Consider the following 16,811-nt stretch of genomic DNA (forward strand, 5'->3'; position numbering starts at 1 on the left):
TCAGATCCCCACAGTGAAGCCGTCGGACCAGCCCTGCATCTCCTGGACGAGGCTGTCCCAGGCCCCGGTCAGCAGCAGCACACCGGTCACGATCATCATCGTGCCGCCGATGCGCATCACCCAGACATAGTGGCGCTTGACCCAGCCGAAGGCACCGAGCGCCTTGCGGAAGGCGATCGCGGCCACCACGAAGGGCACGCCGAGCCCCAGGCAGTAGGCGACCGTCAGGATGGCGCCGCGTCCCGCGCTCGCCTGGTTGAAGGAGAGAGCGGTGACGGACGCCAGGGTCGGGCCGATGCAGGGGGTCCAGCCGATCCCGAACAGCGCGCCGAGTACCGGTGCCCCTATCAGACCGGTCACCGGCCGCTTGTGGAAGCGGAACTCGCGCTGGGTGAACCAGGGCATCAGACCCATGAAGAACACCCCCATGACGATCATGAGGACGCCGAGCACCTTGCCGAGGGTGCCGGACTGCTCCTGGAGGGTCTGGCCGAAGTAGCCGAACAGTGCTCCGCCGGACACGAACACGGCGGTGAAGCCGAGCACGAAGAGGGAGGCGCCTGCCACCATCCGGCCACGCCGGGCCTCGGCCAGGTCGGTTCCGGCGACCCCGGTGACGTAGGACAGGTAGCCGGGGACCAGGGGCAGCACACACGGGGAGAAGAAGGAGACGAGCCCGCCGAACAGGGCGACCGGCAGGGCGATCAGCAGGGCACCGCTGAACACCGTCTCGTTCTTGCCCGTCTCCGCCGCGAGCGTGAGGAGTGCGCTCACGTCACTTCTCCGCGACGACCGGCTTGATCATCTTCAGCAGGTTCTCCTCGCTGAGCGCCGCCAGCGAGCGCGCCGCGACGTTCCCCTGCCGGTCGAGTACCAGGGTGGAGGGGATGGCCTGCGGGTTGAGCGTGCCCTTCTTGAAGCGCAGCATCAGCTTGCCCGTCGGGTCGTACAGACTCGGGTAGTCGATGCCGTTCTGCTTCTCGAAGGCGACCGCGGAACCGGTGCTGGTGTCGCGGGTGTTGATGCCGACGAACTGGACGCCCTTGTTCGCGTACTCCTTGGAGACGGAGGCGAAGTAGGGGGCCTCGGCGCGGCACGGGCTGCACCAGGAGCCCCACACGTTGATGACGACGACCTTGCCCTTGTAGCTCGCGACGTCCAGCGTCCTGCCGTCGATGGTCTTGCCGGACAGGTCGGGGGCGGCCGCGCGGTGCCCCTTCGCGACCGTGTCGATGCCGTTCTTGCCGGTGACGAAGTTGGTGTTGCCGCCTCCGCCGGAAGTGCCGCCGTTGCCGCACGCGGACAGGGTCAGGGCCGCCGCGGCGGCCATGGCGCCGAGCAGGAGGGCGCGGCTACGGGTACTCATGTGAAAAGTTTCGCATGCCCGTTCTGGGGATCTTGCGCACCCCCCTCGGTCCGCGAAAGGCCCCTTTCAGGCCGCGGTCCCCTGCTTGAGGAAGCCCTTCCAGCCGCCCGCCGGGCGCTGCCCGACGTCGAGGGTGCGCAGCTTCGCGAGGACCTCGGGCTTCTGCACGTCGATCCAGTCCACGAACTGCCGGAAGGAGACCATCCGTACGTCGGCGCCCTTCTCCTTCTCCCGGGCGATGTGCTTGAAGGCCTCCTCGACGGAGTCCATGTAGATGCCGCCGTTCCACTGCTCGAAGTGGTTGCCTATGAAGAACGGCGCCCTGTTTGTCGTGTATGCCCGCTCGAATCCCGCTATGTACGCCTGGGCCGACTGGCGCCGCCAGCCGGGGTAGTTGTAGGCGGGGGCCTTCGTCGAGTTCACGGACTGGTTGGCGAGCATGTTGTAGTCCATGGACAGGACCTCGAAGCTGTGGCCGGGGAACGGCACCTGCTGGAGCGGCAGGTCCCAGATGCCGAGCTTCTTCTCGGGCCAGACCTGGCGGCCGCCGGGCGAGGAGGCGTCGTACCGCCAGCCGAGCTCGCGGGCGGTGGGCAGCAGGTTGTTCTGACCGAGGAGGCAGGGCGTACGACCGCCGACCAGTTCCTTGTCGTAGTCGAAGGGGAGCGCGGGCAGGTCCGTCCAGCCGGTGTTGGTCCGCCACTCCTTCACGAACGCCTTCGCCTGGTCTGTCTCGCTGCGCCACTGCTGGGGCGTCCAGTTGCCGACGGTGCCGTGGCCGGAGCAGAAGTGGCCGTTGAAGTGGGTGCCTATCTCGTGCCCTTCGAGCCAGGCGCGGCGGACGTTGGTGAGCGTCGCCCTGATGTGCTCGTCGGTGAGGTAGCCGATGTCGGAGGCGCCGCGGGGGTTGTTCGGCGGGTCGTAGAGCCGCTTCTTGGACTCGGGGAGGAGGTAGAGGCCCGAGAGGAAGAAGGTCATGGACGCGCCGTGTTCCTTCGCCAGGTCGAGGAAGCGCGGGAACAGGCCGTTGCCGACCTCGCCGGCGCCGTCCCAGGAGAAGATCACGAACTGCGGAGGGGTCTGGCCGGGCTCCAGCGGCTCGGGGGCGGCGGGCTGGTGGGGCTGCTTGCCGGTGCGGGAGGTGGAGCCGTCGCCGAGGGGGCGAGCGGTCGCGGTCGGCTTCTTAGAGGGCTGCCTGCCGGAACCGGCTGCGTGGTTCGTACCGTCCGACGGTGTGTGCGTGCCGCAGCCGGCGAGGCCGAGTCCGGCCGCGGCGCCCGCGCCGACGCCGAGTAGTCCCCTTCGGGTGAAGGTCCGCATGGTTCCCCGATTCGTCACGTCCTCTGGTGGTCACCCACTCAGAGGGCGGGACGAACGGGGAGGTTCCTGAAGGAACCTCATATTTTCAGACTAATTTAATGAAGCGGGATTCGACGGGCGCGGAGCAGCCTCGACGCAGGGCTTTCTGACGCTCTATGCCCCGAATGCCTTGCCCTGCCCCTGCACCGGCTTGGCGCCGGCCCGCAGATGGACCGGCACCAGGTCGATCGCGGGTTCGCTGTACCCGACGGAGACGATCCTGTCACCCTCGTATGTGAAAGTCGTCAGGGACGCCAGGGTGCACTGCCGCTTGCGCGGGTCGTGCCACAGCCGGCGCTTCTCCACGTAGGACCGCAGGATCCAGATCGGCAGCTGATGGCTGACCAGCACCGCCTCGTGGCCGCGTGCCTGGTCCCGGGCCGAGTCCAGCGCGCCCTTCATCCGCACGACCTGCTCGACGTACGGCTCGCCCCAGGACGGCTTGAACGGGTTGACCAGGTACTTCCAGTTGGCGGGGTTCTTCAGCGCCCCGTCGCCGACCCCGAAGGTCTTGCCCTGGAAGATGTTCTCGGCCTCGATCAGCCGCTCGTCGGTGCCCAGGCCGAGCCCGTGCGCCTTGGCGATCGGGGTCGCGGTCTCCTGCGCGCGCTCCAGCGGGGAGGCGACGACATGGGTGACGTCCCGGCCGGCCAGGTGCTCGGCGACCCGGTCGGCCATCTGCCGCCCGAGCTCGGAGAGGTGGTAGCCGGGAAGTCTCCCGTAGAGCACCCCCTGCGGGTTCTCCACCTCGCCGTGCCGCATCACATGCACGACGGTGATGTCCTGCTCTCTCTGCTCGCTCATGCTGCCGTGGCCTCCGCGGCCGCTCGGGCCGCCGCCGGGAGGGCGTCGGCGATCTTCTGGATGGCCCGCTCGTCGTGGGCCGTGGAGACGAACCAGGACTCGAAGGACGACGGCGGCAGGTAGACGCCGTCGGAGAGGAGGGAGTGGAAGAACGCCGTGAACCGGAAGGACTCCTGGCCCCGCGCGTCCTCGTAGTCGCGCACCGGCCGGTTGGTGAAGAAGACGGAGAACATGTTGGAGGCGGTCTGCACCTGGTGCGCGACGCCCTCCTTGCTCAGCGCCTCGCTGACGAGCCCCTGGATCTGCGCGGAGACGGCGTCGACCTTGTCGTAGGCCGCGTCGTCGAGCAGCCGCAGCTGGGCGAGTCCGGCGGCGGTGGCGACGGGGTTCCCGGAGAGGGTGCCTGCCTGGTAGACGGGGCCGGCGGGCGCGAGGTGCGCCATGACGTCCGCCCGACCGCCGAACGCGGCCGCCGGGAACCCGCCGCCCATCACCTTGCCGAAGGTCATCAGGTCGGGCACCACCCCGTCGATCCCGAACCACCCGGCCCGGCTGGTCCGGAACCCGGTCATGACCTCGTCGGAGATGTAGAGCGCGCCGTTCCTGGCGCAGGCGTCCTTGAGCCCCTGGTTGAACCCGGGTCCCGGCGGCACGACCCCCATGTTCCCGGGCGAGGCCTCGGTGATCACGCAGGCGATCTCACCGGGGTGCCGGTGGAAGGCCTCCTGCACGGCCTCCAGGTCGTTGTACGGCAGCACGATGGTGTCGCCGGCCTGCGCCCCGGTGACACCCGGGGTGTCGGGCAGCGCGAAGGTCGCGACGCCGCTGCCCGCCGCGGCGAGCAGCGAGTCGACATGGCCGTGGTAGCACCCGGCGAACTTGATCACCTTGGTGCGGCGGGTGAAGCCGCGGGCGAGCCGGATGGCGCTCATGGTGGCCTCGGTGCCGCTGCTGACGAGCCGCACCTGCTCAAGGGGCTGGATCCGGGCGACCATCTCCTCCGCGAGGGCGACCTCGCCCTCACCGGGCGTGCCGAAGGAGGTACCGCGGGCGACGGCCTCCTGGACGGCGGCGATGACCTCGGGGTGCGAGTGGCCGAGGATCATCGGCCCCCAGGAGCACACCAGGTCGACGTACTCGCGCCCGTCGGCGTCGGTGAGGTAGGCCCCCTTGCCGGACACCATGAAACGGGGCGTGCCGCCGACGGCACGGAAGGCGCGCACCGGCGAGTTCACGCCCCCGGGCGTGACGGCGGAGGCACGGTCGAAGAGCGCCTGCGAGACGGGCGCGTCGTAGGGATAGGGAGTTTCGCTCTGGGCACTCATGACGTGCGACTTCTCCGACTTCTCGGACTCCGGTTGCTGGGTGACCTTCTCAGGGTAGGCGGAGGTCGGCGTTCTTCCCGTAGTGGTCGGGGCATCTGCGAGACTGTGATCCGATACACCCAGCTCATCCGGCACGCAGCTGGCCGGAGGCTGTAAAGATCCTGCGGACTGATGTTTCGACGCACGTTTCGGCGGGCGGCCGTGGGGGAGGTCACTGACACGATGATCGGGTTGCGCGGCGGGGGCCACGCGTCCTAGAAAAGCAGTCGGGTGGAGATATGCATCGCGGTGGCGGACTGGGCGAGGGGACTGACGACCTGGGTCCTCGGCGTGCCCGGCAGGGAAGGCACCGGCGCGACGCGGAGGAAGCGGCGGAAGCAGCACGTCGGGAACAGGGCGGCGTACCGAGTGAGTCCGATCGGCGTGACCGACGTATCGATCAGCGGGACCAGAGGGCCCGGCGGATCGATCGCGGAATCGACCGTCCCGAGACCGGGAGCAGGAATGGTGGTCGGGTGGGGGTGACGTACAAATACTTCGGCGCACCGGACGGCGCGACCGCGGCCCGCGTCCCGATCTCGATGCGCCCCGAGGAACTCGGCGGCGACGAGCTCGGCATGAACGGCATGTTCACCAAGATCAAGCCGGAGACGATGGCCGCGATGGTGCTGACGGGCATCGAAGGTGTGCCTCTGCACAAGGTGCCGCCGCTCGAACTGGTCGTCCTGCACCCGGACTACGCGGTGGTCAAGCTCCCCATGACGGTGGTCGACCCGCTGCGCGGCATAGGCGAGGAAGCGGTGGGCGCGGCCGCCTTCATCTGGTCGACGGTCCCGGACCGGGGCGGCCCGAGGGACGCGTTCAACGTGTACCAGCTGCTGCACGAGTGGCAGGACTTCTCGCACCGCCTGCACGAGGCGGGACACCAGCCGTACTGCTTGGTGTGGCCGTGAGCTGAGGTCTCACGGGGTTCGGGCGGGGCTTTCGGGCTCCGCCCTCGTCATGTGCGGGGCGGGTCGCCGCGGAGGTGCCGTCCGGTGCGCCGGGTGGGCGGCTGGAGCATTCTGGAGCTGTGCCGCATCCCGCACGGGAAGGACCCCGTCATGCAAGCCGTCACCGTTCGCGACCGGGACGCCGGGGTGGGCGGGCTCGCCCTCGCCGAGCTGCCCCGTCCCCATGCCGCCGAGAACGACGTGATCGTGCGGGTGCACGCCGCCGGGTTCACCCCCGGGGAGCTGACCTGGCCGGCCACCTGGACCGACCGGGCCGGCCGTGACCGCACGCCCAGCGTGCCCGGCCACGAGCTCTCGGGGGTGGTCGTCGAGCTCGGCTACGGCACCACGGGCCTGACCGTCGGCCAGCGCGTGTACGGCCTGGCGGACTGGGCCCGCGACGGCTCCCTGGCCGAGTACACGGCCGTGGAGGCCCGCAACCTCGCCCCGCTCCCCGCGGACGTCGACCACACCGTGGCCGCCGCCCTGCCGATCTCCGGGCTCACCGCGTGGCAGGGCCTGTTCGATCACGCACGTCTCGCCACCGGGCAGACCGTCCTGGTCCACGGTGCCGCGGGCGGTGTCGGTTCGATCGCCGTACAGCTCGCCCGCGAGGTGGGCGCCAGGGTCATCGGCACCGGCCGGGCCGCCGACCGGGACACCGCCCTCGGACTCGGCGCGGACACGTTCCTGGACCTCCAGGCCGACGAACTGGCCGACGCCGGCCAGGTCGACGTGGTCTTCGACGTGATCGGCGGGCAGATCCTCGACCGCTCCGCGGCCCTGGTCCGCGCCGGCGGCACCCTGGTCACCATCGCCCGGCCGCCCACCGTCCGGCCCGAGAACGGGCGGTCCGTCTTCTTCGTCGTGGAACCCGACCGGGCCCGGCTCGCCGACCTCGCGGTGCGGCTGCGCGACGGACGGCTCCGGCCGGTCGTCGGCGCCGTGCGCCCGCTGGCCGAGGCACCCGCCGCGTTCGCCCCCGGACACCGCGTCCCCGGCAAGACGATCATCCGCGTCAGGGAAGGCTGACGGAACTGGCAGACGCGGGGGGAGCGGGGGGGAGTGGCGGGAGCGGGGGGAGTGGCTGGAGCGGGAGGAGGGGCTGGAGCGGGAGGAGTGGCTGGAGCGGGAGGAGCGGGAGGAGCGGGAGGAGCGGCTGGAGCGGGAGGAGCGGCTGGAGCGGGAGGAGCGGCGGGGAGTGGCGGGAAGTCGGCCTGAGAACCGCCCCTGCGTCGGCCCTCCCCCGCCAGGCCCTCCGGCGTCCGGCCCCTCCGGCGTCACGACCTCTCCGGCGTCACGGCCCCTCCGGCGTCACGACCTCTCCGGCATCACGACCTCTCCAGCGTCACGGCCCCTCCGGCGTCACGGCCTCCCCAGCGTCACGGCCCCTCCGGCGTCACGGCCTCCCCAGCGTCACGGCCCCTCCGGCGTCACGACCTCCCCAGCGTCACGGCCCCTCCGGCGTCACGGCTCGCCGTGCTGGCGGCGGATCCGGGCGGCCACCTCGTTCTCCTCCGTCTCCCACCAGGGGCGGACCCGCGCCGCGGCCGGTGCGGGAGCGGACGCGGATGCAGACGCGGGAGCGGATGGGGACGCTGATGCGGAAGCTGGTGTGGGGCGCGGCGGCGGAGCCGGTGGCGTGGTCGCCGCCAGTTGCTCGTCCAGCCGCCGGTCCAGGGCCGCCGTCTGGATCCGTTCCGCCCGCGCCCACTGGAAGAGGATCGTCAGCAGGAACGGCAGCGCGACCAGCTCGGCGATGCTCACCATCGCACCGCCGCCGACCTGCTGGTCGTACTGGACGTCGGGGGCCCAGGCCGGATGGTGGTGGAGGTACCAGGCACCCGCGATCAGCGTGCCGTGGGTCATCACGACGACCCCGGGCACCGCGTCGATCACCCCGTCCAGGAAGACCAGGGCCGCCCGCACCGGGTGGCTGCACCAGGCCGGCAGGGTCTCCTCGCGGGTCAGCACCGGTACGACGAAGAGGCAGCCCGCCACCAGCAGGTGCAGGTACATCAGCTCGTGCAGCCAGCCCACCCGCAGCGCGGTGGCGAAGTACGGCGTGAAGTAGACCGTCAGCTCGGTGGCGAGCACCAGCGCCGTGCTGACCAGGGGGAAGGTCAGCAGCCGGAGCACCCGCCCGGTCGTCGCCCGGCGCACCCTGCCCGCCGCGTCCGCGGGCAGCGCCGTCACCGCGAGCCGCAGCGGGTCGCCCAGGGCGAGGCCGAGCGGGGCCACCAGGTCGAGCAGGATGTTCTGCACGGCCGCGGGCCAGAACAACACGCGGTCGTAGACGGCGAGGCTCGACATCGTCGCCACGACCAGCGTGCCCAGGCCGAGGAACGCGAAGGCGGCGGTCCGGGCCGGGGACCAGACCCCGCCCCGGCCGCGCACCCGCGCCACGCCCCAGCCGTACAGGCCGCCCAGAACCAGGACCAGCAACAGCGCGGGTACGTCCAGCTGCCATGACGTCAGCAGCCGGCCGGCGGTCAGCTCGGCCATCCGGCTCACGGTCACGGGTCCACGCTCCTTCGGCTCCGGGACGAAACGGGTCACGTCAGGCCCACTGCGCGACGCTATACCCGGGCCGCCCGGAGCGGGCACAGGGGTACGGGCACGACCGGCACGATCACCGGAACGGGTTGCCGGGCCACCAGGTTGCCGGGCCGCCAAGGTGCCGGGCCGCCAAGGTGCCAGGCCGCCTGACCTCGTGACCGCCCGGCCGCCAGATTGCCGGGTTGCCTGGCCGCCGGGTTGCCTGGCCGCCCGCCGCCTGCCGCCCGCCGCCCGCCGCCCGCCGCCCGCCGCGTGACCGCCGAACCGCCCGCCCTCGTCACGGAGCCGCAGGTCCTCGTCACAGTTCTGTGCCGGGCCTGGGTGATCCTTGTCCACTTCCGTTCGGCCGTACCTACAGTGATCAACACGGCCTGGAGATCTGACCGTCTCCGCCGCCCCCTCCCGGAGCTGGACCGGCACACCGGGGACGCACGTCCGGGGGACACAGGGGATTCAGGGGATTCAGGGGACACGGGGGTCTTTCATCATGGGGGAACGTTTCGTCATGCCTCGGCGCCTGCCGACGCGGCCCGTCGCCGCGCTGCTCGCCGCCGTCGGGATCGTCGCCGGGGTGCTGGTCGGCGCGCCGGGGCTGGAGACGGTGGTGGGGTGCGGGACCTCGGGGGACCTGTATCCCTCGCAGACCGCGAAGGACTGGGTGTCGTACGCCGATCACGTCGTCGTGGCCAGCCCGACCGCGGAGCGGGAGACCAACCGGCGGACCTACGACAAGGGGGCCGTGGCGTACGCGACGGACCGGCTGGTGAGCTTCAGGACGGACAGCAGGCTGTGGTCGCGCAGCTCGCCCCGGCACACCCTCGACGCCTCCTTCGACATGGTCGCCCCCGGCTGGGAGGTCTACCGGTCCAGCGGGACCCGCGTGGCCGAGACGGCCACCGACGCACCCCGTCTCCAGGCCGGCCACACGTACCTGCTCGCCCTGCGCTGGCACGAGGGCGGCTGGGCCGTTCTCGGCGAGGGCGGCGCCGTGCCCTTCGACGACCACACCGGCGACCAGGGTGAGTGGTGCGGGCGGGTGCTGAGCAAGGAGGACGTGGCCGAGGGCGAACGCTTCTCCCGGCGTGCCGACCACAGCCTGGAGAAGGCGCTGCTGGGGCAGGGCGAGCAGGCCGCCAGGGACGCCCTGAACCGCGCGGCCCGCGGCTGAACCCCGCACGCGGCGGCCCGGGAGGGGTCGCGCGCACCCCGCCCCGCCCTACCCCCCCGGTACACAGGCACCCACATCTCCCCCACTGAAATGGCATGAACCGTTCACCTGGGCTCCACATATGACGCGTTGGTGCGCAAGGAACCGGCCATTGACTCTCGGGCGCGGCACCCCGCTTCGGAGCCGCATGGGGAGAACTGTTTCCGTATAGGGGGGCACAGTGGTGTCCGCGCTCAAGGATTCCGCCGGGGCGGAATCCGAAAGACCCGTGCCCAGGCGGCCGTCGCCGGCCCGCGGGCTCGGGGACCGGGTCTTCCGGGTCCAGTTGACGGCCTCCGGGGTCATCGTCCTCGCCATCATGGCCGCCGTAGGGCTCTTCCTGTTGCTCCGGGCCGCGCAGGCGCTGCGGACCAGGGGTGTCTGGGGCTTCCTCACCACCGCCGAATGGCAGCCTGACGTCCACCGCTTCGGCATCGCGGCGGTACTGACCGGCACCCTGCTGATCGCCGCCGTGGCCGTCACGATCAGCGTGCCGCTGGCCCTCGGGACCGCCCTGTTCATCTCGGACATCGCGCCCCGCCCGTTGCGCCGCACGCTCGTCTCCATGGTCGACCTGATGGCCGCCGTGCCGTCCGTGGTCTACGGCCTGTGGGGCCTGTTCTTCCTCCAGCAGCACGTCATCGGAGTGTCCCGGTGGCTGTCGGACTGGTTCGGCTGGATCCCCTTCCTGCACGTCGACGGCACCCAGCCGGGTGAACCGCTCGCCTCCCAGAGCGTCTACACCGCTTCCACCTTCGTCGCCGGCATCGTCGTGGCGCTGATGGTCGCGCCGATCCAGTGCTCGGTGATGCGCGAGGTGTTCGCCCAGGCGCCGGCCGGGGAACGGGAGGGCGCCTACGCACTCGGCGCCACCCGCTGGGGCATGATCCGCGCGGTCGTACTGCCGTACGGCATGGGCGGGATCATCGGCGGCACCATGCTGGGCCTCGGCCGGGCGCTCGGCGAGACCATCGCGGTCTACCTGATCATCTCCCCGGTCTTCACCATCCAGCCGCACATCCTGCAAACCGGCTCGAACTCCGTCTCCTCCCTCATCGCCCTGCACTACGGCGATGCCTCCACCTTCGGCATGTCGGCGCTGATGGCCGCCGGCCTGGCGCTGTTCCTGCTCACCCTGGCGGTCAACTTCACCGCCTCCTCGATCGTGGCGCGGTCACGGTCCGGCGCACAGAGCGAGGCGTGACGATGACCGTCGTTGACCTTGAGAAGGGCGCTCCCGAGGACGCCCCGCAGCACACCTCGCAGCACACCTCGCAGGACGCCCCGCAGGCCTCCCCGCAGGGCACCCCTGGGGAGGCCGCCGCCGAGGGCACTCCCGCCGGGCCGGCCGTGGCCGCCGCGGTCCCCGACGTACCGCGCCGGATCGGCGGGGTCACCCGCTCCGGGGTGCTGTCGGTGTTCGGCGCCGCCGCCTCCGGACTGTGCGTCGCCGTCCTCCTCTTCGGTGAACTCGCGCCGTTCTCGGGCGCCTTGGGCTTCTTCGTCACCGCGTACCTCTCGTTCCTCGGTCTCTACGCGGTGCTGACGGGGCTGGAGGAGGACGGGCAGGCGGTACGGGACCGGGTGATGACCGTCGTCCTGTGGTCGGCGGGCGGGCTGATGTTCGCCGCGCTCACCATGGTCGTCGGCTTCACCGCCTGGCGCGGCCGGGAGGCGCTGCCGCACGCCAACTTCTTCACCCAGGACATGCAGGCGGCGGGCCCGCTCGACCCGCTGACCGACGGCGGCATCGCGCACGCCATGCTCGGCACGCTCATCATGATCGCCATCGCGCTGGCGATCACGGTGCCGCTGGGCCTGGCCTGCGCGGTGTACCTGAACCAGATCCCGGGCCGGTTCTCCCGCTTCGTGCGGACGATCGTCGAGGCGATGACCGCGCTGCCGTCCATCGTGGCCGGCCTGATGGTGTACGCCGTCTGGATCCTCAACCTGGGGATGCAGAAGTCGGGTCTGGCGGCGGGCTTCGCGATCAGCGTGATGATGCTGCCGATCGTGATCCGCGCGGCGGACGTGGTGCTGCGCCTGGTCCCCGGCACCCTCACGGAGGCGTCCGAGGCGCTCGGCGCCCCGCGCTGGCGCACGGTCTGGCACGTGGTCCTGCCCACCGCGCGCTCGGGCCTCGCGACCGCCGTCATCCTCGGCACGGCCCGCGGCATCGGCGAGACGTCCCCGGTGCTGCTCACCGCGGGCTTCACGGCGGCGCTCAACGCCGACCCGACGAACGGCCCGATGATCTCCCTCCCGCTGGCCGTCTTCAACTTCGTCAAGTCTCCCGAGCCCACGATGATCGCGCGCGGCTTCGGCGCGGCGGCGGTCCTGATGGCGCTGGTCCTGGTGCTCTTCGTGATCGCCCGCGTGATCGGTGGCCGCGGCCCCGGCCACCAGAACAAGCGCCAGGCGAGGAGAGCGGCCAGGGCCTCCCGCAGGGACGCCCGGAGATTCACCGAACTCCACACCCCGGGACTGGAGTTGTTCGCGACCGGTTCCTCCGGAACCGACGGCGACACCGAGCGCCCCGAAAGGGGCACGGGGAACGGCGCGCCCAGCCCCCACGCACCCGCACCCGCACCCGCACCCGCACCCGCACCCGCCGACGGCGATCCCGCCTCCCGGGACAACACCCCCGCACCCGCCGACGGCGATCCCGCCCCACAGGGGCCACCCGCACCCGACAACGAAACCCGCACGGGTGGTGCGGGTGGGAACTCAGACGCTGCCACAGGAGACGCACACTGATGTCCAGCCTCGTCATCAACGCCCTCAGACGGCTGGGCATCCTGGCCGCACTCATAGGCGTCCTCAGCACAGCCACCCCCGCTTCGGCCGACTCCTACACCCCCATCGCCGGCGCCGGCTCCACCTGGGCCGAGAACGCCGTCGACCAGTGGCGGCGTGACGTCAACAAGAACGGCATGCGCATCAGCTACGCCGGTACCGGTTCGTCGGACGGCCGGCGCCAGTTCCTCTCCGGCACCGTGGACTTCGCCGTCTCCGACATCCCCTTCCAGACGAACCCCACCGACGGCAGCGCGGCCGAACGCCCCGCGAAGGGCTCGTACGCCTACATGCCGATCGTCGCCGGCGGCACGGTGTTCATGTACCACCTCACGGTCAACGGCAAGAAGGTCACCAACCTCCGCCTCTCCGGCGACGTGGTAACCAAGATCTTCACCGGGGTCGTCAAGAGCTGGGACGACCCGACGATCAAGGCCGACAACCCCGGCCTTCAGCTGCCGCACCGCACCATCGTCCCCGTCGTCCGCTCCGACGGCTCCGGCTCCACCGCCCAGTTCACGATGTGGATGGCGAACCAGCACAAGGCACTGTGGAACGCCTACTGCGCCAAGGTCGGCCGCTCGGGATCCTGCGGACAGACGTCGTACTACCCCACCGTCTCCGGCATGATCGCCCAGTCCGGTGACCTCGGGGTGGCCGGCTACGTCGCCCAGAACTACGGCGAGGGCGCCATCGGGTACGTCAACTACTCGTACGCGCTCAACGCGCACTACCCGGTCGCCAAGGTCCTGAACCACGCGGGCTACTACACCGAGCCGACCCCGCAGAACGTGGCGGTCTCGCTCCTCAAGGCGAGGATCAACACCGACAGGAACTCGGCGGACTACCTCACCCAGCAGCTCGACGGCGTCTACAACGACTCCGACAAGCGCAACTACCCGCTGTCCAGCTACTCGTACATGATCCTGCCCCTGAAGGTGCAGGGCACCTTCACCGAGGCCAAGGGCAAGACGCTCGGCGCGTTCTCCTACTACTTCATGTGCCAGGGCCAGCAGCAGGCGCCGAACCTCGGCTACTCGCCGCTCCCGATCAACCTCGTCCAGGCCGGCTTCGACCAGATCCGCCGGATCCCGGGCGTGCAGACGCAGAACATCAACATCAAGAACTGCAACAACCCGACCTTCACCGCCAACGGCGAGAACCGGCTCGCGCAGACCGCGCCCTACCCGCCCGCCTGTGACCGGAAGGGCGCCGCACCCTGCACCAGCGGCAGCGGCGGCGCCACGACCAGCTCCGGCAACGGCAGTGGCGGCGGCAGCTCCTCCGGCGGTTCGACCGGCTCCACCGGCACCGGCTCCAACGGCGGTGCCACCACCGGCGGCTCCGGCTCGGCCGGCGGCAACAGCGCCCAGCCCTCCGTCGACCCCGACACCGGCCAGACCATCTCCCCCGGCGGCGCCACGGGTACGGCCGCCGGCGGTACCGGCGCGGGCACCGACGGCACGGTGGCCCTCGCCCAGCCCGTCGCCGTCGCCACCGCACACGGCTGGACCGGCACCCAGACGCTGATGCTGCTGGCCGCGGTCCTGGTCTTCGGTCTGCTCCTGCTGCCCTCGGTGGTCTCCCGCCTGGTCGGCAGCAGGGCCGCCGGCAACGCCCAGGACAACGGCACCAGCCGCTCCGACGACGGGACTTCGCGATGAGACGCGCCCGGACACGCAACGCACTGATACGCCTGCTGGCCGGCGCCGCCGTCGGCGCCCTCGCCGGACTCGCGGTCGCCCAGACCGCTCCCCCGGCCGCCGCGGCCACCGGCTCCGCGGTGACCGTCTCCGGGCGCGGCGAGTTCAAGGACATGAGGTTCACGGTCTCCCAGACCAAGGACCTCACCAGCCAGGCCGTCACCGTGAGCTGGACCGGCGGCACGCCGACCACCTTCGCGGGCACCCAGTTCAACACCGACTTCGTGCAGATCATGCAGTGCTGGGGCGACGACGACGGCACGGTCCCGGCCAACCCCGGTCCGTCGCGCACCCAGTGCCAGTACGGCGCCTCCCCGACCACCAACCGCACCAGCTGGCCGGGCAACGGCCAGGACGACACCCGGCAGATCTTCTACAGCGCCGACCCGACCAACTACGGCCAGGACAACCGGTACGGCGCCGCCAACCCGAACGCCCCGGGCGAGGTCCCCTTCAAGTCGGTGGACGGCACCACGATCACCACCAACACCCAGAACAACGCGCTGTTCAACTACAACACCACCAACGAGATCGACTTCGCCCGTACCGGCACCAACGGCACCGGCAAGGAGTTCTTCGAGGTCCAGACCGCCAACGAGGCACCCCACCTCGGCTGCGGCATCCCGGTCACCACCGACGGCGTCACCAGGCCCCGCTCCTGCTGGCTGGTGATCGTCCCGCAGGGGCACCTCGACCTGGACGGCAAGCCGTACGCGGACCAGAGCCAGGTCAACGCGGGCTCCCCGGTCTCCTCCACCAACTGGCGGAACCGGATCGCGGTCAGGCTGGACTTCAACAGCGTCGGCAGCAACTGCGCCCTCGGCGCCGAGGAGCGCCCCACCACCGGCAGCGAGCTGGCGGCGGACGCGATGACCAGCTGGCAGGCCCAGCTCTGCTCGGTCGGCAAGGTCTACGGCTACACGGAGCTCGGCGAGCCCGACACCCGGTCCCGGCTGATCTCGGACTCCTCTTCGACGGGCCTGGCCTTCACCACCCGGAAACTGGGCGCGGACGCGGGCACCAGCGCGCCGCCGGGTACCACGACCTACGCACCGGTCGCGCTCTCCGGAGCCGTCATCGGATTCACGATCGAGCGCAGACCCAAGTCCGGGGCGCCGGACAGCATCGCGAAGCTCGCCGGCACCAAGGTCGAGTCCGTCAAGCTGAACCAGCGCCTGGTCGCCAAGCTGCTCACCGAGTCGTACCGCAACTCCACCTGGGGCTCGGTCGTCAACGGCACGGCGGCCAAGGGGTACGGCTGGACGAAGAACAACCCGGCCGGTATCGCCTCCGACCCCGAGTTCATCGCCCTGAACCCGGAGTTCCAGTACCTGTCGGTCGCCGAGACGCCGGCCACCGACACCGACCTGATCACCTCGCTCGGTCACTCCGACACCGCCCGCGCGATCTGGCAGTGGGTCCTCGCCGACAAGGAGGCCCGGCAGTTCCTCGCGGGTGTCCCGGACGACGACGGCATGCGGGTCAACCCGTACTACAGCACCAACGCCGACCTGAACCCGACCGGTATCGCCTTCGACCCGTCGAGCACCGACGACTACCCGAAGAGCGACCCGTGGTGCACGGTGCCGCCCGGCTCGGACGCGCCGTCCACCGCCACCCAGTGCATGACCGACTTCCACCCCTACGTGGACGACATGCATTCCGGCGCCCTGCACACCCGGCGCGCGGACACCCTGTGGAAATCCACGTGGGACGCGCTGTCCAGCCCGCAGGCGTACAAGAGCCCGGGCCCGCAGACGGTCGGCTCGCGCTTCATCATCACGATCACGGACACGGCGTCCGCGGCCCGGTACGGCCTTCAGACCGCCGAGCTGAAGAACACCGCCGGCACGTACGTGGCCCCGAGCACGGCCGGCCTGAGCGCGGCCGCCGCGACCGCCACCGGCTCCGGTGTCGCCGAGATCACCCCGGCCAACGCCACGGCCAAGGCCGCCTACCCGCTCTCCGAGCTGGTCTACGCGGCGGTCCGGCCCGGCAAGGTGAGCCAGGCCGCCCGCTGGGACTACGCGGCCCTGCTGCACTACGTCGCCGCGACCGGCCAGACCCCGGGCGCCGACCCGGGCAAGCTGCCCGACGGCTACGCCCCGCTCTCCGCGAAGCTGCGCGCCCAGACCGTGAAGGCGGCGAACTCGCTGCTCGACTACACCGGCCCGACCTCGGCGAGCGCCGGCTCGGCCGACGGCGGCGGTACCGACACGAGCGGGGGCGGCGCCCCCAGTGCCACCGCCGCGGCCGACGGCGGCACGACCGGCGACGCCGGAACGGGTACGCCGACCGACGGCGCCGGCACCTCGCCCAGCGCCAAGGCGTCCTTCGACGGCGGCAAGGCGCTGGAGACCACCGCGGCCGGGAACACCCCGGCGGACCCGGCCACTCCGCTGCGCTACGCAGTGCCGGTCGGGGCCGCGCTCGGGGCCGTCGCCGGGGTCGGGGCGCCCTTCGCGGGCGGACGTCGGCTGTCGATGGCTTCCATGACGACGGCGGTACGTCGGCTGCGAGCGCGTCGTGGCTGGTCGCGCCCACGCGGCGGAGCCGCAAATGGATAACGCCCCGCGCCCCTGACGGGGCGCTCCCCACAGACGGCCGTCCGCCCCGAAAGGCAGTCGGGGCGGACGGTTCGCACCACCCTGCCAGATCCTCTGGCAACACCCAGCTAGCTAGCTCTTGTCAGGAGACTCT

General features: G+C 71.3%; 13 protein-coding genes. 7 read left to right on the plus strand and 6 right to left on the minus strand.

Annotated elements, in window-relative coordinates; all coding sequences use genetic code 11:
• The 5 genes from AAW13_RS08290 to hemL form a co-directional block, all read right to left on the minus strand.
• Complete coding sequence (locus AAW13_RS08290) at positions 1 to 774, minus strand: cytochrome c biogenesis CcdA family protein (protein ID WP_046726521.1); 774 nt, start codon at positions 772 to 774, stop codon at positions 1 to 3.
• A 1-nt stretch (position 775) separates the two neighbouring features.
• Complete coding sequence (locus AAW13_RS08295) at positions 776 to 1,366, minus strand: TlpA family protein disulfide reductase (RefSeq protein ID WP_046726522.1); 591 nt, start codon at positions 1,364 to 1,366, stop codon at positions 776 to 778.
• A 66-nt stretch (positions 1,367 to 1,432) separates the two neighbouring features.
• The gene (locus tag AAW13_RS08300; RefSeq protein ID WP_046726523.1) at positions 1,433 to 2,686 is read right to left on the minus strand and encodes a polysaccharide deacetylase family protein; all 1,254 of its coding nucleotides are present in this window, start codon (positions 2,684 to 2,686) and stop codon (positions 1,433 to 1,435) included.
• 153 nt (positions 2,687 to 2,839) lie between these two features.
• Positions 2,840 to 3,529 carry a histidine phosphatase family protein gene (locus AAW13_RS08305; RefSeq protein ID WP_046726524.1) on the minus strand — a complete coding sequence of 230 codons (690 nt, stop codon included), beginning with the start codon at positions 3,527 to 3,529 and terminating at the stop codon, positions 2,840 to 2,842.
• A complete protein-coding gene (hemL, locus tag AAW13_RS08310; RefSeq protein ID WP_046726525.1) occupies positions 3,526 to 4,854 on the minus strand; it encodes a glutamate-1-semialdehyde 2,1-aminomutase in 1,329 nt (442 codons plus the stop codon). The genes AAW13_RS08305 and hemL overlap by 4 nt, the downstream gene beginning before the upstream one ends.
• A gap of 278 nt (positions 4,855 to 5,132) precedes the next feature.
• Here hemL and AAW13_RS08320 point away from each other — a divergent pair, with 278 nt between their 5' ends.
• Both AAW13_RS08320 and AAW13_RS08325 read left to right on the plus strand, forming a co-directional pair.
• Entirely contained in the window at positions 5,133 to 5,807 is a 675-nt protein-coding gene (locus AAW13_RS08320) for a hypothetical protein (protein ID WP_206306169.1), read from the plus strand.
• Positions 5,808 to 5,957: 150 nt separating this feature from the next.
• Positions 5,958 to 6,878 (plus strand): alcohol dehydrogenase catalytic domain-containing protein, encoded by a 921-nt coding sequence (locus AAW13_RS08325; protein WP_046726551.1) that lies wholly within the window; start codon positions 5,958 to 5,960, stop codon positions 6,876 to 6,878.
• Between the two features lie 435 nt (positions 6,879 to 7,313).
• Here AAW13_RS08325 and AAW13_RS08330 read toward each other — a convergent pair whose 3' ends face one another.
• Entirely contained in the window at positions 7,314 to 8,351 is a 1,038-nt protein-coding gene (locus AAW13_RS08330) for a cytochrome c oxidase assembly protein (protein ID WP_046734149.1), read from the minus strand.
• A 559-nt stretch (positions 8,352 to 8,910) separates the two neighbouring features.
• On the opposite strand from AAW13_RS08330, the gene AAW13_RS08335 reads away from it, so the two are divergent.
• The 5 genes from AAW13_RS08335 to AAW13_RS08355 all read left to right on the plus strand — a co-directional run bounded on the left by AAW13_RS08335 (position 8,911) and on the right by AAW13_RS08355 (position 16,678).
• Positions 8,911 to 9,573, plus strand: a complete 663-nt coding sequence (locus tag AAW13_RS08335) for a hypothetical protein (RefSeq protein WP_240528568.1) — start codon at positions 8,911 to 8,913, stop codon at positions 9,571 to 9,573.
• Between the two features lie 268 nt (positions 9,574 to 9,841).
• Positions 9,842 to 10,816: a phosphate ABC transporter permease subunit PstC gene (gene pstC / locus AAW13_RS08340; RefSeq protein ID WP_046734141.1), complete on the plus strand. Its 975-nt coding sequence runs from the start codon at positions 9,842 to 9,844 to the stop codon at positions 10,814 to 10,816.
• Between the two features lie 2 nt (positions 10,817 to 10,818).
• The gene (gene pstA, locus AAW13_RS47375) at positions 10,819 to 12,369 is read left to right on the plus strand and encodes a phosphate ABC transporter permease PstA (RefSeq protein ID WP_063777114.1); all 1,551 of its coding nucleotides are present in this window, start codon (positions 10,819 to 10,821) and stop codon (positions 12,367 to 12,369) included.
• Entirely contained in the window at positions 12,369 to 14,072 is a 1,704-nt protein-coding gene (gene pstS, locus AAW13_RS08350) for a phosphate ABC transporter substrate-binding protein PstS (RefSeq protein ID WP_046734140.1), read from the plus strand. Before pstA ends, pstS begins: the two co-directional genes overlap by 1 nt.
• Positions 14,069 to 16,678: a hypothetical protein gene (locus AAW13_RS08355; RefSeq protein ID WP_052768748.1), complete on the plus strand. Its 2,610-nt coding sequence runs from the start codon at positions 14,069 to 14,071 to the stop codon at positions 16,676 to 16,678. Before pstS ends, AAW13_RS08355 begins: the two co-directional genes overlap by 4 nt.
• Positions 16,679 to 16,811 lie beyond the last annotated feature (133 nt).

Source organism: Streptomyces humi (assembly GCF_001005085.2).
Taxonomy (GTDB): Bacteria; Actinomycetota; Actinomycetes; order Streptomycetales; family Streptomycetaceae; genus Streptomyces; species Streptomyces humi.